This window comes from Aggregatibacter actinomycetemcomitans (assembly GCF_023518055.1).
Classification (GTDB): domain Bacteria; phylum Pseudomonadota; class Gammaproteobacteria; order Enterobacterales; family Pasteurellaceae; genus Aggregatibacter; species Aggregatibacter actinomycetemcomitans.
In genome coordinates, this window is record NZ_CP085096.1 from 287019 (window position 1) to 306682 (window position 19664).

The following is a 19664-nucleotide window of genomic DNA, read 5'->3' on the forward strand; positions in this document are numbered from 1 at the left end:
GATGCAGAGCTTAACATTATTAAATAAATTAGCAAAACTTGAAAAATCTTATCAAGAAAAGAATATTATAGATTTTTTAAAATATCCTGTTGAATTTGAGGAAATACCAATTATTACCCAAAAGGGAAGAGAAGATATTTTTCTAGAGACTTTCTCTAAAAAGGATTTTGATGTTTTCTTTTTAAATGTGGCTTTGTTTTATCTTAATAATATCAAGCTGATGGCGAGAAAGGTGTTAAGTGAGGAAGAAAGGAAAGATCTTTTTTTCTGTATAACATATCCTGATTTAGAATTATCTGACTTATATGGTTTTAACATACCAAATATATGTATTTCAAAAACAAAATATAAAGAAAAATTTGAGGAAAAACCGCAAGTAAATTTAGATCAGATGTTATGGCTAAAAAATTCCTTAGAACAACTTGGATATATCGATACATTTAAGATTGTTTATTCTAAATCTGATGATGGTTTTGGTGGTGAATTCTTTAGAGTATTTTTATTAAATAAAGAATAATATTATTTCCTATTAATTAAGTTAATAACTAGGTTGTCGAAGGTTCCTACTAAGTTAATCAACTCACTTATCTTCAGGATAAACAAAATCTTCAAAACCGTTAAGCTAAGAAGTTGATTTGCAGATTACTGCAAATTCTGTGTAGGGATCATAGATGGTAGATTTCTACAATATATGGAGTGTACAAATAGTTCCTCCTAAAACAATAGGATATCGTCCTCTTGATGTTATTCCTGATGATAAAACAAAGCATGGAGTATATGGTTCTCACCATAATATATTTAAATTGAGTCAAATCAAGCGCTTTATCCAAATTGTAAATGTTTTTGGATTAAACAAAAGTATGTATTAAAAACCACATCAATGAACTCCTGCAATGGTGCCCGTTGAGCCATTTGTAAACTAAAAAGGTATTCTCATGAAACATGCTACCCATAAAAATATAATTCTTAGTGATCTTGTTTATTGGAAAAACTCGTCTCCTTTAGATAAAGGTATCGTGGTTTGTTTGATCGATGAAGGCGTATTTTTAGATGGATACGACTTTTCTTGCTTAAAAGACTCAGGAGGTGGGATAATGATGTTGTTTGATTCTACAGGACTTGTTCAAATCATGGGGGATGATAAAAATATAGATATTGAATTTATTTCTCACTTAACGACTTCAGAGATTAATAATTTTTTGAAGAGTATTTTTTCTTAGAAAAGAAACATAAGTTAACGTCAATAGACACCAACTAGTTGATAAATCACTATTTTAAAGTACATCCCAGCCATAGTAAAAGGCCTAGTAAAAAACAGACTCTTTTACCATGGCTGCCTTATTTCTCACAAACTTCTTTCAGAGCAAGATAAATATCATTCTTATCATTCTCAAGAAATTCTGAGATAACGACATTGTTAAGAAGTCTGTTTACATAGCCTTTGGCTACAATTAGACTAAGTTTTAGATCAGCTAATTTTTCCTCAGAAATTTTATAGTTTTCCTTTAGGCGCTCCATTTCCTTCTGCATAATGGCTATGTCAGCAAGTTCTGATGTAGCTTTAGGCTTGTGTGATTCAACCAATTCTTCTTTACGAGAGCTGAGTAACATCATATTAGCATACGTTACAGTAAATTTATTACTAGCTAACATCATATCAGCTACCTCAATTTGCCGTTCTGGTTTCATTTTTCGTAAAATTCGGAAAATTTCTTTACCAACGGGTTTATTAGCAAGCTTCTCGGAGACTTCTTGAGTAATCCCTTTCAACATTGCCATTTTCTGACGAAGAATTTTTATATCTATATTAAGTGTTCTTGAAATTGCTTCATCAGATACACCACGCTCAATAGCTTTCATTATCATATTATGTTCTTGAATCGCGGTAAGTCGATTAATTTGCTTGTTATAGGTGAAACCTTCATCATCAGTAGCAAGCATACATAATGTTTCCGTCATACCTAACATTTTTAATGCATGAAGTCGAGAATGTCCATCAAGTAATAGGTACTGTCCGTTGTCAGGATAAACAACAAGTGGCTCAATAATACCAATTTCCTGAATAGAAGAAAAAATACTCTGAAACTTAACACTTTTCTCAAGTTTATTATCTATAGGGTGAGAAGAAATAATAACATCGAGTGGTAACATCACTAATTCATTATGAAAAGCGTAAGTAATATTTTTAGGCATAGTTCCCCCTTAAACGCTCACTCAAATCTTTTGGTATATCATTAAGTTTTTCAGATTTCAGGAGAAGCAGAAAAACCTTATCATTAAATAACTTTTTAAGACAGGAAATTAAGACAAATAATTGGCTTTCATCGAACTCAGCTTGCTTAATCATTCTCTGTTGTCGGTCAGTCTCCTCTTTATAAATATTTATGATACTTTTCTGGCTATAAACTGAGTTTTTTATAGCAGTATTTGCTCTTTTACCTATTAATTTCCGACGATGCATAATATTACGAATTTTCGTAATATCTGACTGCTTTAATGTACCGTTTTCATATAATTCCGTAAGTTGTTTCTGAGTCTCCTTATCATCCGCTCGTGCAATAGAGATAGCCACAGTAATAGGCAAGTAACCTTTTTTCTACGCCATTAATCAATCTTTCTTCACCTACCTTAAGAAGATGAATAATTCCGCTTATATAAGTCGTATCAAAGCCAACTTTCCTTGCTATGTCAGATGTTCGATACCCACGTTCACTTAAAATACGAATTCCAGAAAGTAATTCCATATTAGTATGTTTGCGCCTTGCAATATTTTCTGCCAGACTAATGAGATAACTTTCTTCTTGACTCACTTCAATAACTCGACAGGGAATAACTTTTTCGCCCAGATGTTTGCAGGCTTCTAAACGCCCCTGACCACATAGTAAGTTATAACCATCAGACGTCTTTGAGACTGTAATTGGTCGTTTTAAACCAACAGACGCAATATTTTCTACAAGATCTGCGAAGATTTTTCGATTACGCGTTCTTGGATTGATAATCCGAATATCTTCTATCGGAATAGTTTGAATATCCATAATGAACTCCTAATAAGATACGTTCTACCATAATGAAGAAACGATCCAAGTTAGAAAATCGATAAATATCAAGTTCAGCCGGGTTGCTTTCCGCCAATCTCAATTTATTACTTTCTCTCCCCTTCATTGGAAATAAATAATAATCAATAATGTTTTCTGCATCTTCGTCAAGACGAACTGCAATAGTTAAATCAGGTTCAAGCCCGGTATCAAAACGAATCATCCAGCGTTTATTACCCCTTGTAGTTGGTCGGCAAGGGCTTACAACCAGAGAGGCGGTAAATTCTTCATTGATTTTTAGAAGATCATTAGGAGCGATAGATACACGTCCACCTAATGCAATAATTTCATTAAGTACCTGTTGAACTATTTTCTTATATTGTTGACGCATTAATCGATTAATTTCAACATAGTGGTAATCACGCTCCGGTTCATAGTGAATCATTGCGTAAGTTCGGATCAGACTACCGAATCGACTACTATATGCGCTACTTGATGGACAATCTTCTGCTTCATCAATAATTAAACCAGATAACTTTCCCTTTACTTTCAGCAATGTTCGAAGTTTGTCCAACATCTCCTCATCAGTCAGTTTTATTGAGCGTTGGTGAATAATGGCTTGTGCTGCATTAAATAAGGGTTGTGGGATAATTGCTTCAAAAGCATTTTCAACTCTTACCCATTGAGACTCTGGATTTTTACCACGTAACTTCCCCGTCTTTGATGTACAAGATTTATTCCAAACATTGTGCCCTACATATTTTTCATTAATTAGAATCTGATGGACTACACCTTTAGTCCACCGTGTATTTCTATCTGTTAAAATACCTTGGGCATTTAAACTATCTGCAATTTGTCGTTCCGTTTTATGTCTGTAAATAAAATCGTGATAGATTTGTAAAATAATTTTCTGTTCAAATTCAGGACCCGCAATAAGAATGACACGATCCGACTGCAAACTCTTCCTGTCACCCGTTTTTAGTTCAAATTTTGGCGAACCATCAGCACTTAATAATAGGCGTCTTAACCCAAATCCAGCTGGTCCACCTTGACGAAATCCGCGCTCAATCAAATTCTTCTGCCCATTAAAAACTTTTTCACCTAGCTCACGACAGTATTCTCCGGCAGACCAACGTTTTACCGCTTTAAAAATTTGAGAACCAATGTCGTTTCCCTTAAAAGGTTCTGCACAGTAATGCACTTTAATCCCCATTTTTGAACAAATTTGTTCATAATGTGCAGATTCATCAATATTTAGAAAGCGCCCCCATCGGCTAATGTCATAAACAAGAATATGTGAAAAATCAGCATTACCGGATTGTACAAAATTAATGAGTGATAAAAACTGAGGACGTTTTTCTGCGCTTAATCCACTCCTTCCCTCATCTAGGTATTCCCTAGTGAGTATAAGCCCTTGTTCCTTAGCATATTTTTGAATGAAGCGACGTTGTATATCCGGTGAAAATTCCTGATGCTCCGTAGACATACGGATATAAGCAACAGCAAGATTTTTATATTCCATATTTCACCTCCACAGTCACTATAACGGAAAAGGAGAACCTTATGTTGCACACAACGGGTAAGATTTTACCCAAAAATTTCAGAGAAGATTTTATCATCGAACTTCGGCAAGAAATGCATGAAAAGTTCTGGTCAACACTTGAGTTATCGAAGAAATTAGGTGTATGCGAAAGAACAGTAAAAGCGTGGTTAAGAAATGAAAGGTTCCCCAACGGTATTTACCTTATAAAATTAATGTATCTCTCTGCACATATTCGAAAATATGTTTGGCAAATATCTGGTTCAGGAAAGCAATATATTGATATAGATATGATGAAACTAATTATTTCGAATTTATTAAATAAGCTATAGAAGTAGGGAACGAGAGTTCCCTATCAAAATAAAGTCACTTATTTCATTCTAAAACAGAAACTAAAAATTTAAACAACCTTGAAAAAGCCTTTTCAATTAGAAATTAAAAATAATAATATAATAATTTAGCAGATCTTAAAAAACGTTTCCAATTACACGGTCTATACGAAAATACTTAATCCATTTATATAAGTAACGTTTTTCTAGCCTATTCCCACACACAACAGCCAAGTTACTATCTAACTTAGATAAAATACAAGGTATCTTTACTATAGCTAGTATTTCATCTATTTCCTGCTCTGTTTCAAGCCATAATCTGAACTGTTCTTTAAGCGATAACTGTAATTTTTGCATAATAAACCTCTATTTATGTGCTAATAATAGAGATTAGCTTATCGGTAATTTTCTCTCTATATAGGTTTAGGAAGTAATTTTGTGATTCAGATCGCAAAAATGATATTTTTCAAGTCAAAAACTCTAGGTTATATGCTTATAAATGTCCTGTGGTAAAAAATAATCCCTATTTTCGTAACGATAATAGGCAACTTGATCAATTTTGATGATGTTCTTTCGTTTTGGCGTTTTAATTGTAATGTTGTGTATTCGACACTTTTATGATTTGTACGGCATACCTTTCGTGGACAGCCAGTCGGACGGTATACGCCCCATTATTTTGGCAGAAGCACCGCCGAGTGCAAATGAAAAAGAGCTTTATATCTCGTTACTGGAGCGTTTTTATGTTCCATATCGACCAACGGATAGCGTAGCTAAATTGCGTTATCAGACGATTCACTTATTCCGTGAGTACAAGGTGAAAATGCTGATTATTGACGAATTCCATTCGTTGCTTGTGGGGACACCGCGTTTGCAACGCCAAGTGATGAATGCGATTAAGATGCTATGTAATGAGTTGCAGATTCCGATTGTAGGCGTAGGCACAAAAGATGCAATTCGTGTTTTACACACCGATCCGCAACACGCCAGTCGTTTTGATGTAGCAGAGTTGCCAACATGGAAATTAGATAAGGATTTTCAAAAATTACTCTTCCAATTTCAAGGTATTTTGCCATTGAAAAAATGCTCTAATCTACAATCGCCAGAGTTAGCGACAAAAATTCATACGATTTCAGGGGGTAATTTAGGGAATGTACATCGTTTATTAACCGCGTGCGCCATTGAAGCGATTACAACAGGAACAGAGCAAATTACATTAGATATTATCGAGCATAATTCATGGGTACAACCAACGCAGGGCTTACGAAAAATTATCGGATAAAATCAAGGATTATTCGAACACCGCTTTACCTCAATGAAAGCATCAGTTCGTGGCTCATTCGTGCCGCCTTAGATTGTGGTACAGAGCCGATTACATTTACTGGATTTTATTGGGATAAGTGGCGACTATGGATATATGATTTAGATAGAGGGTTTGAACCGATTGCACCGCAGATTTATGAAGATATTAGGGCGTTATCGTTTAATCAACAGGTAAACTTAGTCAACCATTCGCTTTATTCCGTATTGAGACCGATTAATGGCGAAAGCACCCTTATTAAAGGTCAAGCGAAGTGGGTGATTTCAAGAGGTTCGCGTAATCGCACTTTTCGTGTCGGTCAATCTTATTGTCCTTGTTGTTTAGGGGAAACACCTTATTTGCGTAATGAATGGCGTTTTGCGTGGCATTTTGGTTGTTCGAAACATCAAGTTTTACTTGAATCTAAATGCCCTTGTTGTGGCGAACTGTATCAACCTCATTTGCTTTCCGCAGAAAAACGACACTTAAATTACTGTCATCAATGTGGTGAGAAATTACAGGTTGTTACAACACCGCTTAATGAAGTAGAAATTGCAACAATGGAAACACTTAATAACGTATTTATGACTAACTCAGGTGAATGTTTCAGGAAACGTGTGAATGCACAAGTGTACTTTGCTATATTGCGTTACTTCATCAATCTTATTCGGCGTGCTACGGTCGTAAAATCTACTCACGCTTTTGCAAAATTTGTGGAAGAATGTGGTATTTCTCAAGCGGAAATATGCCAAACCAAAACCGCCCTTGCATTTGAGCAGCTTCCTGTTGAAGAGCGCAAGAATCTATTGGTAAACGCGATTAAAATTCTAAAATTACCAAGTAAGGATTTTATTCAAGCTATTCAACAAAGCGGTATAACACAAAAGGCGTTCGACTTTGAAAAGTATCCTATGGAGCTTGATATACTCTTTAAATATGCACCTGAAGGCAAAACTGTAAGCCGTAAAACAGTAACCAATAAACCTAAGACCGATTCTGTTTTAAGTCTAAACCGTCAATGGGAGCGCTTAAAACGACGGCTAAAAATCACAGCATGAAAATCACCAAGATCCGTTCTCAAAAGAGAAATAGTTGCTCTATTTGTGGCAAAGCTCAAGTAACACGCAAGTTCCAAAAAGAATATTATTGCGCGAATTGCTACGCACAATGGTTTAAACAAAAAACTTGTAAGCGATGCGGACAACTCAAACGTATTCACCGTGATGGCAAACTTTGTCTTGAATGCGAAAAATTAACGGATTGTGTACGCTGTGGTAAAGAAGCTGGTACATTTGAAATCGGTATGATAAGTCGTTACGGTGCGGTATGTTGTTCTTGCACTCGTTATTTTCGAGAGGAAATAGAATGCTCAGAATGTGGTAAAATGACACGCGATAGATACCGTTCACCCGTGACGAATGAATCGGTCTGTTTGCAGTGCTATCGTCGATATACTTTTGCAACTTGTAAGAATTGTCGTCGTTATCGTAAGGTTCATAACCAAGAGAAACAGTTGTGCAAGAAATGTGACGAACAGTTACTTTCAACTTGCCCGAAATGCAAAGGTGAAATGCCATCAGGCTATGGCAATGTTTGCCCCGATTGTGCAAGACGAACCCTGTTATTCAAAATGATTCGGTTGAATATTCATATCTTTCGCAATAAAGCAATAAAAACCGCCTATAAGAAATTCATTTTCTGGTATATGCGAAAGTGTGGTATCGGCGTTGCTTTGCGTAAAGGCTCAGATTTTATGCGCTTCTTCATTGATTGTGATGATATTTGGCAGAAAATTCCTGATTATGCGGAATTGGTAACACACTTTAAACCAAATGGGTTACGTGCCAATTTAACTGTATTACGCTGGTTGCTTGATACGAATCAAGTTGCCGTTGATAAAACGCTAAAAGATGATTTAGCGGAATTAGAACGCATACAGGCTCTTTTTAACAAACTTAAAGAATCTATACCTTGTATCGCAAGCTATTATCAGAAATTACAACGGCGATGTGATGAGGGTAAAACCTCACTTAAATCAGTACGATTAGCCTTGCAGCCTGCGATAGACTTAATCAGTACTAACGAGATTACGGACTACCCAACACAAGACCAACTAAACCAGTATCTTGTGGAAAAATCAGGTCAAACGGCAGCTATAACAGGCTTTATCAATCATTTAAAATCGGAGTACCACCGAGAGCTTGAAATCGACCGTAAACTGATTCAGCAAATTAGAGCTAAACAGCTTAAAAAACATTGTTCTCAGCGATTAATTGAACTCTATAAACAAGCTTATTTAACTGAAAAAGAACAAATGGAGCTAGTTTCCGTTGTGTTATATAGTTTAAGCGTCGTTTTACCATTGTTAGAATCACCGACTACCAACAAATTGAACATGCGAGGGCGTTTCGGCTTATTCATTAAGGAAACCAAATTATCAATGATCTTATTTGCAACGGCATAACCTACCCAACGTGGTTCATCTAAAAACTCAATCCGTTCCTGATTGCTTGCAATCACTAAATGACGGAATTTTTCGTGAACATACTCATATTGTTTTTCCATTATTCAATATCTCCAAACGTGAAATCATTATCTAAAAGCAAGTTAGAAGCAGGTGTTTTGACTGTTTCTGTTGGTTTGCTTTCGGGTAAACTTGTTGGGATCACTACCTTACTTTTCGCGTGGACTTTCTGCCGTTGAGCCTGTCTCCGAGCTTTCTTCGTCCGCTGTGCAGACTGTTCAACCAATTCACGCATTTCAGTTAATGCATCGTGGATCTGCTGCGAGTGAATGAGTTTTTCATCTTTATCTTTCAAGAAATGACGAACTTGTTTGTATTCCCAAATGCTCATATCAGGTAAAGACTGGTCGGCAAACGGAATCGGGAAATAATGTTTCAACTTCGGATCATAGAACCAAATCTTGCCGATATTACGAGGATCTCGACGGAATAAAAATTCCTTGCTCTTACCGTTTTCATCGGAATCATTGATGTACATATTGAGTGCCACATCGTAGTAACGTAAACCATCAATCGTTACACATTGCAACCGATGTTACCGACGGTGCATCAAGTGATAGATAGTACCCAGTAATCATTCGGCTATATACATCCATTGCCAACGTTAGGTAAGGTCTGCCAATCGGCTTACGATACTGGTTATCTACAATAATTAAATCAACAGGCGTATGGTCGATTTGAATAACACTTAAAGGAAAATCTACGTTAGGGAAACTGTTTGGCTTCGGCGTAAATTTATTTTTCGCTTTCTCTTTCTGCCCGCGTTTACGCAATCTTTCTTCTTCTGAAATACGCAAAATACGTTGTCGGATTGTGCGACGGCTTGGGCTATCAAGCCCTTTTTGACTGGCGACACGCTGCACTTCACGGATCGTCTGCTCAATCGTTGGGCGTTGTTTATGTAGATAAAACTCATTGATAACCGCTGTCACCAACTCATCTTGTTCTTTGCTTAAACGCGAATTACCTTCCGCCCAGCCACGCTTACGACTGACTAAACCAGCGATAGAGCCGAGAGAGTTGTAAGCTTGAATCCAACGATATAAACTTCGATCACTCACTCCAACTTCTTTTGCTCGTTCTTTTACAGAAGCAGGGCAATGTTGTTCATAATTAAGCAACGGCTTAATCATTTCGTATTTTTCTAACGCTTTTTCCCAGTATTCATCGCTGATTGCGCTTAAATCAACAGAAACATCTTCGCGTTCATTCACTTTTAAATTCTCAAGCTGATGAATACTGGAAATTTTACTTTGGCGAGTATGAAGATTTCGGATCATCACTTGTGCATCTTCATCTAAATACTCAATCAGTTCATATTGTTCGCCATCTTCACGATTTACATAAACGTTGCCTTTTTGCAAAATGAGACGACCACGCTCTAATCGACCGTGATAGCGAGGATGAATAAATCCTTTAGTCATTTGAATACCCCCAAACTTCGGTAAATTCAGATAATGGTTCAAACCAGTTGCAAGTAAGCTGCTTGGTTGCTAATAAGTGATATATAATCTGTAACCCTTTGGTTCGATAAAGTGAACCTGTAAAAAGGCGAGAGAGCAGAAAATCTATCGTGGTACCACCGTGTAACTTAACTTGAGTAAGTATCGCTCCAATATCTTCAGGATCGCACTGTAATCGTTTGTAACGTTGAACCGCGTTAATGTTGAATAACGCAAGGTGACGAATTCTATCTTCATCATAAATATGGAAGATGCACTTGTTCTTTTTGCTGAATGCCATTGCCGCTTTCCATTTTTCTTTCCAATCACGCCAATGTTCCTGCCATTTTGATTTCGGTTTTACTTCAATCAAAAGCGATGGTCGTCCATCATTGAAGCGAATAAAGAAATCAGGCGTGTAAGGATAAGTCATTCTATTTTTCACAAACAGAATGCGAACAGGTTGAGAAATGATTTCCTCTACCGCAGGCATATAAGTAAAATAAAGCAAGAGATCTCGCTCAAGCGTAGATTCGTAAGGAATGCTTACTCCATCTTTAAAAGGGAGTAAACCTGATACGCTAAGGCGTGTTGGTTTGATCTTACGAACCTGTTGGAAAATGGGTTCTGTTTTCATGAATAATTTGACCTTTATTGGTATCTTTTAATATATTTTGACAGCTATTTGTAGCTTTTGTGCCATTAAATAGTATCTTCTAAGGGTAAAAAAATAGGCTAAAGCCTTATTCTATCGTTCTAAGTTTTGCCGATTATGCCACTTATTTGTAACTTTGACAGCGGCACGATCCCCAAACCGGGCGAAATTTCCCTCGCTCACAATGGCGTGCTTTTCTTAGATGAGTTGCCCGAATTTGAACGCAAAGTGCTGGACGCGCTGCGTCAACCATTGGAAAGTGGCGAAATTATTATTTCCCGCGCCAACGCCAAGATTCAATTTCCGGCAAAATTTCAACTGATTGCCGCGATGAATCCCAGCCCGACAGGGCATTATCAAGGCACGCATAATCGCACCTCACCACAACAAGTTATGCGTTATCTGAATCGGTTATCCGGCCCTTTTTTAGATCGCTTCGATTTATCCATTGAAGTGCCCTTATTACCACAAGGCAGCTTACAAAATAGCGGCGATCGTGGCGAATCCAGCGCAACGGTGCGAGAAAAAGTCCTGAAAACCCGTGCCATTCAACTTCAGCGCGCCGGCAAAATTAATGCCCATTTAAATAGCAAAGAAATCGAACGGGACTGCAAACTAACCGACAAAGACGCACAGTTCCTGGAAAATGCCCTGACTAAACTGGGGCTTTCCGTACGAGCGTACCACCGCATACTGAAAGTGTCCCGCACCATTGCCGATTTAGATGGAGAACAACACATCAACCAGTGCCATCTGGCCGAAGCTCTGGGTTATCGGGCAATGGACAGGTTGTTGCAAAAATTGGCGAAAAACTCGGCGTAATGCGCAAAATTTTAAGGCACACCACGCAGTAAGGGCACATTTTCATAAGGTGGGACGGAAGTCGGTGCAGCGGCTTCACTAAATAAGAAAATAAACGGTTTCGGCGGAATAACCTTTTCATTACGCCATAAACTGCCCATAGAGACCAACTGCACATCCGACGGCAGGTTTATAATGCCGGCTTGCAAGACGGCAATGGTATTCTTACGCGGATGCCCGATAGCAATGGCAGTGCCGTGCTTTTGCGCGTATTGTACGGCGGCGCGAAACTGACGTTGCACGTCGGCGAGATCATTGCTGTCATCTAAAAAAATATGTCTATCCAACGCCAGCACGCCCTGCGCTTTGGCAATTTTACCCGCCACACTGCGCCCGATGGTACGGCTGTCCAGAAAAAATAAATGACGCTCTCGAAGTGCGGTCATTAATTTGGTCATTAACGGCACATCCGCCGTGGCGGCGCTACCCATGTGGTTATTCATACCAATGGCGTGAGATACAATCTTTTTTGCCGTTTGTACACGATGATTCACTTCCTCCTGGTTCATGCCTAAATGCAAACCGCCGTCTTCAATTTTCATTTTGCTGACAGTTTCCATAGGCATGTGAATCAAAATGTCGCGCCCCTGCTGGTGTGCCTGTTGGTTGCGCTGTTTGGCATAAGGCGCAGCGGGAATAATTGCTACGGAAACCGCTTTCGGCAAAGCAAGAATTTGTGCATCTTCTTTCGGGTGATAGCCCAAATCATCAATCACAATGGCAAGTTTGGCAGAATAAGCAACCGGCAACCATAGAAGTGCGGTAAGAAAAATCAGCGTTTTTACGCTCATCAATTTCATCGTAACCAACCTACCGGATTGACCGCAACGCCCTTGCGACGAATTTCAAAATACAGTGCAGTTTTTGACTGCCCGCCACTGCTCCCCACTTCGCCGATTTTTTGTCCGGCTTTCACCAACTGCCCTTCTTTCACCGCCAGGGATTGATTATACCCATACAAACTTAAATCGCTGTCGCCATGTTTCACAATCACCATCAAGCCATAGCCCTGCAACCAGTTGGCTAAAATCACCCGCCCGTCGGCAATGGCTTTTACCGGCGTGCCGCTGCCGGCGGCAATGACGATGCCTTTCCAGCGGAGTTCGCCCATTTGGGTCGAACCAAAGCGGTTGACAACTTTGCCCGCCACCGGAAAACCATATTGTTTCTGCGGTGCGCCTAAGCCCGACGTGCTGCTTAACAAACGTTTTTCCTGCTCCGTCGGCTTGTACGGTTTATGGGTTTTGGTCTCCTCCGCCCGTTGTTTTTGCGCCAACGCTTCGCGCTCACGTTGCTCTTGTTGTTTCACCGCCTGTTCCGCCCGTTGAATTTCCTGACGCAAAGCGTTTTCATTGGCTTTCAGTGCTTCCAGCTTGCTTTCGTCACGGGTCAGATTATGATTGAGCTGACTCAAAGTCGATTGGCGCTCCTGCTGAACTTTCTGCAATGCCTGCTGTTGCTTTTTCTGATCCGCAAGCTGCGATTGTTGGGTTTTCTGTTGCTCGGCGATAGCTTCTTTTTGTTTCGCCAACTGCGCCCGGGTATCCTGTAACTCTGCAATGAGCTTCATGCGCGCCCGATTCAAATGGGCGTAATACGCTTTCATACGCTCCGCATTTTGCCCCTTATCGGACAATATCCGCTCCGCCACGGAAGGATTGACGCCGGAACGATAAGCAGCATCCAACTGCTTCGCCAGTTTCGCTTTTTGTTCTTTTTCCTGCTTTTGTAATTGCCTGATTTGCTTATCGGTATCGCTAATATTTTTACGGATTGCTTTCAAATCCGATTCCGTTTGACGCAACTGCCCGATCACGTTATTGATTTGGTTTTCTTGTGTTTTCAGAGTGGATTGCAACTTTTGTTGCTCGGCTTTCTGCGAAGCAATTTTTTGTTCCTGTTGCTTAATCTGCTGGTGGATTTTCGACAAATCCTGCTGCGCGGCAAAAACGGAAGGCGCGGCACATAAAAGTGCGGTGAAAATTCCAAGTGTTTTTATACGTACTCTGCCCACAAGGAATTTCCTCCTACGTTTTATCTCATATAATTGCCACATAACCTGCCTTCCCTTTTCATAAACCGCGCTAAATATACCATTAATAAGGCAGATTATCCCACAAAAACGTTTGAAAAACCGACCGCACTTTGCCTCAAATTCCCGTTGACTGAGCTGCCCGTGCACTCCGAAATACGCGCCTGCTTATTTAAAAGAAAACGGTATTCCTCAAAGAATACCGTTTTTCATTTTTAGTTAATGGGGAAAATCAACAATCCTGTTTCCCATAAGCCTCTTGGCGCAAAATAGCGCGGACGGCGGCGTCGAAGTCGGCTAGGACTTGGTCGGCATTTTTCGGGTCAGTGCCGCGGGCGTCGAGGTAGAACTTGATTTTCGGTTCGGTACCGGACGGACGGGCAATTAAACGGCTGCCGTTTTCAAGTACAAAGACCAGAATGTCACTTTGGCGGTCGGTTTTGGTGTGGTCGATAAATTGCGCCACATTGAAACCACCGATTTGGCTTGGCGGATTGTTGCGAAGTGCGGTCATTAATTTGCCGATTTCGGAAAGATCACTGACGCGAATGGAAATTTGCCCGCTCACATACGCACCGAATTCACTGATGAATTCTGCCGCATAATCCGCCAAAGTCTTGCCTTGTTTTTTCAGATGGCGCACTAAATCCAAGAACACAATGGCGGCGGAGATACCGTCTTTGTCGCGCACTTTATCCGGGTCAACCAAGTAGCCAAGGGCTTCTTCAAAGCCAAATAATAAGCCCTGTACTTTGCCGATATATTTGAAGCCGGTGAGGGTTTCTTCCGATCCGAAACCATAGCGCTTAGCGATTTCCGCCAACGCCGGCGAAGACACGAGAGAACACGCCAATACGCCTTTTTTGCCTTGAGCTTGATATTGTTTCGCCAAATACCAGCCAAGGAAACAACCTACTACGTTGCCGTGCAGCGGTTTCCAGTTGCCTTCGGCGTCAGGGATTGCCACGGCTAAACGGTCGGCGTCGGGGTCATTGGCGATAATAAATTCGGCGTTGTTTTCTTTCGCCACCTTAATTGCCAAATCCAATGCACCTTTTTCTTCCGGATTCGGGAAATTAACAGTCGGAAATGTGCCGTCCGGCCACACTTGTTCGGCGACAATATGCGGTTGAGGCAAACCCGCTTTTGTCAAGGTTTTGCTCAACACTTCATAACCCACACCGTGCATCGCGGTATAAACATAGTTAATATCCGTTTGCGGTTCTTTGGCAAGTGAAGCGGTTTTGGCGATATAGGCATCCACCACGGTGTCGTCTAACACCGCATAATCCTGACTGCGCGGTAAATCCTTAATACTGCCGGCAGCGACTTTATCAATAAGTGCGGCGATTTGTTTATCTGCCGGGGAAACGATTTGTCCACCGCCGTTGGCTTTGCCTAAATACACTTTATAACCGTTATCTTCCGGCGGGTTATGGCTGGCGGTGACCATCACGCCGGCGGTGGTGTCGAAATATTGAATGGCATAGGCCAACACCGGCGTTGGCAATTTGCGCGGTAATAAATAGGCTTTAATGCCCGCGCCTGCCATGATTTCGGCGGTATCACGCGCAAATACATCGGAATTTTTACGTCCGTCATAACCAATCACGATCGAAGGTTGCTTGTCGTATTCTTTTAAGAATAATGCCAAACCTCCGGCGGCTTGCGCCACCAACACGCGGTTCATGCCCATGGAACCTGCTTGCAGGCGACCACGTAAACCTGCGGTGCCGAATTGTAAGCGCCCGCTAAAGCGTTCGGCGAGTTCGGCTTGTGCCTTAGCATCACCGCCTTTCGCAGCACTTAAAAGTGCGGTCAATTCTGCGTGTGTTTCCACATCCGGATCTTGGTTTAACCAATTTTGTGCGGTATCAAAAAGTACTGACATACTCTCTCCTTCCCTAAAGTCAATGTACAAATCTTCCCCTAGCCTATCGAAAAACCACGAAAAGTAAAATGATTATTTCCGATTAATTTGCGACACTTTGATCTATTTCACAGATTCGACGTAAGGCAATCGATTACATGGTTTTCATACAAATTTTATTACGTCAAAATCCGATAAAAAAATCAAATTAATCACTCTTTTGACGCCTAAAGTGCGGTAAAAATTTTCGGCGTTTTTCCTTTCAAAAAAAGCGTTTTTTTGCTATAACTGACGCAGTTTTTTCAATTAATCTTAGGAGACTTATTATGGAATTAGTTTTTATTCGTCACGGCTTCAGTGAATGGAATGCAAAAAACTTATTTACCGGTTGGCGTGATGTGAATTTAACCGAACGTGGTGTGGAAGAAGCCAAAGCGGCAGGAAAAAAGTTATTAGACGCCGGTTTTGAATTCGACATCGCCTTCACTTCCGTCCTGACCCGTGCCATTAAAACCTGTAACATCGTCTTGGAAGAATCCCACCAATTATGGATCCCGCAAGTGAAAAACTGGCGCTTAAACGAACGTCACTACGGCGAATTACAAGGCTTAGACAAAAAAGCCACCGCCGAAAAATATGGTGACGAACAAGTTCACATCTGGCGCCGTTCCTACGACACATTACCACCATTACTTGATCCGAAAGATCCAAATTCCGCTCACAACGACCGTCGCTACGCCCATTTACCGGATGATGTGATTCCGGACGGCGAGAACCTGAAAGTCACGTTAGCGCGCGTGCTTCCGTTCTGGGATGACCAAATCGCCCTTGCCCTCTTAAGCGGTAAGCGCGTTTTAGTGGTTGCTCACGGTAACTCTTTACGTGCATTGGCAAAACACATTGAAGGCATTTCCGACGCAGACATTATGGATTTAGAAATCCCGACCGGTCAGCCGTTGGTTTACAAATTAGATGATAATCTGAAAGTGGTTGAGAAATTCTATTTGTAATCAGATATAAATTCGCCATAGAAAACAACCGCACTTTATGAGGGTAAAGTGCGGTTGTTTTTTTCGGTGTTTTTTAAACCCGATTTAAGCATTCAGAATATTTTGAATTTCCACCATGCTTAAATGATATTCATGCGGACAAGCGCGCCAGACTTCGAGCATACGGGAATATTTGTCCCACATAGGGGTTTGGGAATCGCAGCCGTGTTCGCAACGCATAAATTCCTGATATTTCCCTTCTACGCCGGTGATGAAACGCAGGTAGCTTAGGTATTTCTTCTCACGAATGGCGCAATAACCGACGAACTGTAAACGATGTTCGCTTAATTCGGATTTGTTCTCTAAATTGTTGTAAGAAATTTGAAGTGCTTTATACATTTCCAAAGTATCTAACACTATTTGACATTCGCGTTCCGAAATGTTGGTGAAATCATTTTCCAAAGTGTTTAACTCTAAAGCAAAGCCGCCTTTTACAATGGTTTCCAAACGTTGATATTTAGCGGCATTATCACAATCGAGTAGGCTCATTAACTTATATTGATTAGCTAAAATCAAACGTTGAGTAGTTGACATTTCCATAATCATTCTCCCATTTATTAATTGATTTGATTGAGTATATCTTGTGATAACTCTGAATCTGCTTGTTTTCCTTTGCTCTCATTAATACGCTGGTCTAAATTTTGGAAATAAGCCTCACGAAAAGCGACATACGGATCTTGTGCCTGATCCAATAAGGCTTCTTTGTCTATCAGTTTAGCACGTGTATCAATACTTTGCAGACCCGCTTTTAAAAAGCCCCAAGGACCAAGCAGGGAAAGCATCGGGTAAGTGGTATCCGCCAGGTTGCCTATGTCTTGGCGTGGCGTTGCCGGTCCGTATAACGGTAACATCACATAAGGTCCGGTGCCGACGCCGTAGCTGCCCAAGGTATCGCCGAAACGGTTATCGCCTTGTTTTTTCAGCGGATCGCTATAACTTGCCACGTCAATTAAACCGCCCAAACCGAAAATCGTATTAATCCAGAAACGGTTGAAGTGAATCAGCGCTTGCTTGAATTCACCCTGCACCAAACGGTTGGCGAAACTTGCCGGTTCATCCAGATTATCCGCTACATTAATCACACCGGTGCGCACCGGGCTTGGCACATATTCTTTCCAGCCTTTGGCAAGTGGCTTTAACACATAGGGATCGGCAACATTATAGTTGAAATCCCACATTTTACGGTTAAACCCTTCTAACGCATCTTTGCGTTCACCGGTTTCCGGATCGATGGTGGATGAACAGCCGGCCAGCACGACGGAACCGAGCAATAAGGCGGCTAAAAGTTTCTGTGTTTTCATAATGACACTCTGTTTAATTAAAAATGGCTTCATTGTAAACAACTTGCCTGTTAACTACAAAAATTTTTGGAAAACAGACCGCACTTTATGCCGCCCGATTATTTGGTCGCGGGGGCTTGTGCGGACGAAAAATACATTCGCTCAAAAGGGATTTCATATTGCGACTGATTAAACCCTACACCTTTTAATTCATTAGCGAATACCGCTTTGGTGCGGGCATAGGTCAACGGCAGATAAACCGCCTGATCCGCCAGTGTCCTCCATAAATTCACATAAAGTTTCTTGCGTAGCGTTTCATCGGGCGTGATCAATAATTCGCCGATAATTAGGTTTATTTCCGGTTTGTTTTTCAGCCCTTTTTGTGCCTGATAATCGGCATGGGCGGGGCTGCGGAAAGAAGAAATGTAAGACGCGGGTTCATAAGGCTTGCCCCAGGAAAGGGAATATTGCACATCAAAGTCGCCGGTTTTTTGCCGTTCCAGATATGCCGTTTTTTCTTCGCCAACAATGCGTAAATCCACACCGATGTTTTTTAAATCCGTCTGGATAAGTTCGGCAATTTCTTTTTCCGCCGCATTATCGGCGTTATAAGAAAACAACAATGACAAGACTTTATCTTGCTTTTCTCGCACGGATTTCCCTGCCGGCAATTTCCAGCCTGCAAAATCCAATAGTTGGCGAGCTTTAGCTATATCGTAATCGAAGGTTTTCACTTCCACATCACTGTAAGGGACATTTTTTGACATCAGCGTCTGCGCCACACTTTCCGAATTGGCAAACACCGTTTGCGCAATACCTTGCTTGTTGACGGCGTGTTCCAACGCTTCACGCACCGGCAATTCACCGGTAATTTCCCGTCCGCTGTTTAGTATGATGAAACGGGTGGCGGTGGGTTCGCTTAACAGAGTGGAAAGCGTTTTAGAGGATTTCAGCTTATCAAAGGCATCCATGTTAACCATGTCGCCGTCGGAACCGAAAATTAACTGAATATCGCCGTTTTCCAATGCCGCCAACATGGCTTGGCGATCAGATATGACATTCCACACTACAGCATTTAATTGTGGCTTTTTGCCCCAATAATGCGGGTTTACGGTAAAACGGGCGTATTGATTTTCTTCATGCGCCGCCAACATCCAAGGACCGGTGCCGGCGTATTCTTTCACGCCGTCTTTGGTTTTGCCGTCAATGAACGATTTCGGTGAAATAAAACGAAACGGGCGGGTTAAGCTCAGTTCGGTGAGGGTCGGGTAATAGGCGTTTTTGAGTTTCAGTTCAATGGTGTAATCGTCAATAACGCGCACGCTGTCGATTTGTTGCACCAGCTCCAACCATGCATGACGGGTATAATTATCCAGTACGGCATCGATGTTCAGCTTCACCGCCTGAGCATTGAATGGTTCGCCGTCGCTGAATTTGACATCTTTGCGTAATTTGAAAATATAGGTTTTGCCATCCGGCGAGATACTCCAACTTTCCGCCAAATACGGCTGTGGACCGAATTCCGTATTCAGCACCAAGGGCTCAAACACCATATTCTGCGCTGTCATTTCACCGCTATACAAATGCGGATTAATATCACGAATATCTTTCGTGCTGGCGTAATCCAATTCGTTGTTTTGCATATTCGCCCAGCTTGGCAAGGCGGTGAAAAGTGCGGTCAGAATTAAAGTTATTTTTTTCATGAATCTCTCCATCTATAAACAAAAGGCATGATACAACTATCATGCCT

At 40.9% G+C, this 19664-nt stretch carries 19 protein-coding genes and 3 pseudogenes; 8 read left to right on the forward strand and 14 right to left on the reverse strand.

All coding sequences use genetic code 11. The features are described 5' to 3' along the window. The first annotated feature begins 1 nt into the window (after position 1). A complete protein-coding gene (locus tag LIN98_RS01450) occupies positions 2-517 on the forward strand; it encodes an Imm15 family immunity protein (RefSeq protein WP_005559226.1) in 516 nt (171 codons plus the stop codon). 418 nt (positions 518-935) lie between these two features. Continuing rightward, positions 936-1220, forward strand: a complete 285-nt coding sequence (locus LIN98_RS01455; protein ID WP_019518356.1) for a hypothetical protein — start codon at positions 936-938, stop codon at positions 1218-1220. Positions 1221-1338: 118 nt separating this feature from the next. Here LIN98_RS01455 and LIN98_RS01460 read toward each other — a convergent pair whose 3' ends face one another. From LIN98_RS01460 to LIN98_RS01475, 4 genes are read right to left on the reverse strand one after another with little or no spacing between them, the layout of a single operon-like run. Further along, positions 1339-2193 carry a ParB/RepB/Spo0J family partition protein gene (locus LIN98_RS01460; protein ID WP_005559223.1) on the reverse strand — a complete coding sequence of 285 codons (855 nt, stop codon included), beginning with the start codon at positions 2191-2193 and terminating at the stop codon, positions 1339-1341. Further along, positions 2186-2572: a hypothetical protein gene (locus tag LIN98_RS01465; protein WP_233443963.1), complete on the reverse strand. Its 387-nt coding sequence runs from the start codon at positions 2570-2572 to the stop codon at positions 2186-2188. Before LIN98_RS01465 ends, LIN98_RS01460 begins: the two co-directional genes overlap by 8 nt. Continuing rightward, the gene (locus LIN98_RS01470; protein ID WP_233443964.1) at positions 2544-3035 is read right to left on the reverse strand and encodes a ParB N-terminal domain-containing protein; all 492 of its coding nucleotides are present in this window, start codon (positions 3033-3035) and stop codon (positions 2544-2546) included. Before LIN98_RS01470 ends, LIN98_RS01465 begins: the two co-directional genes overlap by 29 nt. Then, positions 2977-4557, reverse strand: coding sequence for a recombinase family protein (locus LIN98_RS01475; RefSeq protein ID WP_005559219.1), 1581 nt, complete (start codon positions 4555-4557; stop codon positions 2977-2979). The genes LIN98_RS01470 and LIN98_RS01475 overlap by 59 nt, the downstream gene beginning before the upstream one ends. A 41-nt stretch (positions 4558-4598) precedes the next feature. Here LIN98_RS01475 and LIN98_RS01480 point away from each other — a divergent pair, with 41 nt between their 5' ends. Then, on the forward strand, positions 4599-4907 hold the full coding sequence (locus LIN98_RS01480) for a helix-turn-helix domain-containing protein (protein ID WP_005591951.1): 309 nt from the start codon (positions 4599-4601) through the stop codon (positions 4905-4907). Between the two features lie 135 nt (positions 4908-5042). On the opposite strand, the gene LIN98_RS01485 is transcribed toward LIN98_RS01480, so the two are convergent. After that, on the reverse strand, positions 5043-5261 hold the full coding sequence (locus LIN98_RS01485; protein ID WP_019518360.1) for a hypothetical protein: 219 nt from the start codon (positions 5259-5261) through the stop codon (positions 5043-5045). A gap of 247 nt (positions 5262-5508) precedes the next feature. On the opposite strand from LIN98_RS01485, the pseudogene LIN98_RS01490 reads away from it, so the two are divergent. From LIN98_RS01490 to LIN98_RS01500, 3 genes and pseudogenes are all read left to right on the forward strand, one after another. Further along, a pseudogene (locus LIN98_RS01490) lies at positions 5509-6183 on the forward strand (TniB family NTP-binding protein); the annotation flags it as partial. Then, entirely contained in the window at positions 6141-7259 is a 1119-nt protein-coding gene (locus tag LIN98_RS01495; RefSeq protein WP_005548211.1) for a TniQ family protein, read from the forward strand. The pseudogene LIN98_RS01490 and the gene LIN98_RS01495, both read left to right, overlap by 43 nt. After that, positions 7220-8665 carry a hypothetical protein gene (locus tag LIN98_RS01500; RefSeq protein ID WP_233443966.1) on the forward strand — a complete coding sequence of 482 codons (1446 nt, stop codon included), beginning with the start codon at positions 7220-7222 and terminating at the stop codon, positions 8663-8665. The genes LIN98_RS01495 and LIN98_RS01500 overlap by 40 nt, the downstream gene beginning before the upstream one ends. Here LIN98_RS01500 and LIN98_RS01505 read toward each other — a convergent pair. The 3 genes and pseudogenes from LIN98_RS01505 to LIN98_RS01515 all read right to left on the reverse strand — a co-directional run. Then, a pseudogene (locus LIN98_RS01505) lies at positions 8608-8766 on the reverse strand (TniB family NTP-binding protein); the annotation flags it as partial. The gene LIN98_RS01500 and the pseudogene LIN98_RS01505 sit on opposite strands and share 58 nt — an antisense overlap. Next, a pseudogene (locus tag LIN98_RS01510) lies at positions 8766-10149 on the reverse strand (helix-turn-helix domain-containing protein). The pseudogenes LIN98_RS01505 and LIN98_RS01510, both read right to left, overlap by 1 nt. After that, on the reverse strand, positions 10142-10804 hold the full coding sequence (locus tag LIN98_RS01515; protein ID WP_005559213.1) for a heteromeric transposase endonuclease subunit TnsA: 663 nt from the start codon (positions 10802-10804) through the stop codon (positions 10142-10144). The pseudogene LIN98_RS01510 and the gene LIN98_RS01515 overlap by 8 nt, the downstream one beginning before the upstream one ends. Before the next feature lie 135 nt (positions 10805-10939). On the opposite strand from LIN98_RS01515, the gene LIN98_RS01520 reads away from it, so the two are divergent. After that, positions 10940-11644: an ATP-binding protein gene (locus LIN98_RS01520; protein ID WP_014167482.1), complete on the forward strand. Its 705-nt coding sequence runs from the start codon at positions 10940-10942 to the stop codon at positions 11642-11644. Positions 11645-11655: 11 nt separating this feature from the next. Here LIN98_RS01520 and LIN98_RS01525 read toward each other — a convergent pair whose 3' ends face one another. The 3 genes from LIN98_RS01525 to LIN98_RS01535 all read right to left on the reverse strand — a co-directional run bounded on the left by LIN98_RS01525 (position 11656) and on the right by LIN98_RS01535 (position 15606). Continuing rightward, positions 11656-12474 (reverse strand): divergent polysaccharide deacetylase family protein, encoded by an 819-nt coding sequence (locus tag LIN98_RS01525; RefSeq protein WP_390883557.1) that lies wholly within the window; start codon positions 12472-12474, stop codon positions 11656-11658. 5 nt (positions 12475-12479) lie between these two features. Next, positions 12480-13739, reverse strand: coding sequence for a murein hydrolase activator EnvC (gene envC / locus LIN98_RS01530; protein ID WP_005571010.1), 1260 nt, complete (start codon positions 13737-13739; stop codon positions 12480-12482). A gap of 208 nt (positions 13740-13947) precedes the next feature. Then, positions 13948-15606 (reverse strand): phospho-sugar mutase, encoded by a 1659-nt coding sequence (locus tag LIN98_RS01535; protein ID WP_005571009.1) that lies wholly within the window; start codon positions 15604-15606, stop codon positions 13948-13950. Between the two features lie 305 nt (positions 15607-15911). On the opposite strand from LIN98_RS01535, the gene LIN98_RS01540 reads away from it, so the two are divergent. Then, entirely contained in the window at positions 15912-16595 is a 684-nt protein-coding gene (locus LIN98_RS01540; RefSeq protein WP_005567036.1) for a 2,3-diphosphoglycerate-dependent phosphoglycerate mutase, read from the forward strand. A gap of 84 nt (positions 16596-16679) precedes the next feature. Here LIN98_RS01540 and LIN98_RS01545 read toward each other — a convergent pair whose 3' ends face one another. From LIN98_RS01545 to nikA, 3 genes are all read right to left on the reverse strand, one after another. Continuing rightward, the gene (locus tag LIN98_RS01545; protein ID WP_005548195.1) at positions 16680-17174 is read right to left on the reverse strand and encodes a YfbU family protein; all 495 of its coding nucleotides are present in this window, start codon (positions 17172-17174) and stop codon (positions 16680-16682) included. Positions 17175-17191: 17 nt separating this feature from the next. Continuing rightward, on the reverse strand, positions 17192-17935 hold the full coding sequence (locus tag LIN98_RS01550; protein ID WP_032996149.1) for an MlaA family lipoprotein: 744 nt from the start codon (positions 17933-17935) through the stop codon (positions 17192-17194). A gap of 98 nt (positions 17936-18033) precedes the next feature. Beyond that, positions 18034-19617 carry a nickel ABC transporter substrate-binding protein gene (gene nikA / locus LIN98_RS01555; RefSeq protein WP_148326213.1) on the reverse strand — a complete coding sequence of 528 codons (1584 nt, stop codon included), beginning with the start codon at positions 19615-19617 and terminating at the stop codon, positions 18034-18036. Positions 19618-19664: the final 47 nt, after the last annotated feature.

Bases quoted from the DNA above. Each gene is read 5' to 3' on its own strand.
- LIN98_RS01450 (WP_005559226.1), top strand. From the start codon at position 2: ATGCAGAGCTTAACATTATTAAATAAATTAGCAAAACTTGAAAAATCT.
- LIN98_RS01455 (WP_019518356.1), top strand. From the start codon at position 936: ATGAAACATGCTACCCATAAAAATATAATTCTTAGTGATCTTGTTTAT.
- LIN98_RS01460 (WP_005559223.1), bottom strand. From the start codon at position 2,193: ATGCCTAAAAATATTACTTACGCTTTTCATAATGAATTAGTGATGTTA.
- LIN98_RS01470 (WP_233443964.1), bottom strand. From the start codon at position 3,035: ATGGATATTCAAACTATTCCGATAGAAGATATTCGGATTATCAATCCA.
- LIN98_RS01475 (WP_005559219.1), bottom strand. From the start codon at position 4,557: ATGGAATATAAAAATCTTGCTGTTGCTTATATCCGTATGTCTACGGAG.
- LIN98_RS01480 (WP_005591951.1), top strand. From the start codon at position 4,599: ATGTTGCACACAACGGGTAAGATTTTACCCAAAAATTTCAGAGAAGAT.
- LIN98_RS01485 (WP_019518360.1), bottom strand. From the start codon at position 5,261: ATGCAAAAATTACAGTTATCGCTTAAAGAACAGTTCAGATTATGGCTT.
- LIN98_RS01495 (WP_005548211.1), top strand. From the start codon at position 6,141: ATGGGTACAACCAACGCAGGGCTTACGAAAAATTATCGGATAAAATCA.
- LIN98_RS01500 (WP_233443966.1), top strand. From the start codon at position 7,220: ATGGGAGCGCTTAAAACGACGGCTAAAAATCACAGCATGAAAATCACC.
- LIN98_RS01515 (WP_005559213.1), bottom strand. From the start codon at position 10,804: ATGAAAACAGAACCCATTTTCCAACAGGTTCGTAAGATCAAACCAACA.
- LIN98_RS01520 (WP_014167482.1), top strand. From the start codon at position 10,940: ATGCCACTTATTTGTAACTTTGACAGCGGCACGATCCCCAAACCGGGC.
- LIN98_RS01525 (WP_390883557.1), bottom strand. From the start codon at position 12,474: ATGAGCGTAAAAACGCTGATTTTTCTTACCGCACTTCTATGGTTGCCG.
- envC (WP_005571010.1), bottom strand. From the start codon at position 13,739: ATGTGGCAATTATATGAGATAAAACGTAGGAGGAAATTCCTTGTGGGC.
- LIN98_RS01535 (WP_005571009.1), bottom strand. From the start codon at position 15,606: ATGTCAGTACTTTTTGATACCGCACAAAATTGGTTAAACCAAGATCCG.
- LIN98_RS01540 (WP_005567036.1), top strand. From the start codon at position 15,912: ATGGAATTAGTTTTTATTCGTCACGGCTTCAGTGAATGGAATGCAAAA.
- LIN98_RS01545 (WP_005548195.1), bottom strand. From the start codon at position 17,174: ATGGAAATGTCAACTACTCAACGTTTGATTTTAGCTAATCAATATAAG.
- LIN98_RS01550 (WP_032996149.1), bottom strand. From the start codon at position 17,935: ATGAAAACACAGAAACTTTTAGCCGCCTTATTGCTCGGTTCCGTCGTG.
- nikA (WP_148326213.1), bottom strand. From the start codon at position 19,617: ATGAAAAAAATAACTTTAATTCTGACCGCACTTTTCACCGCCTTGCCA.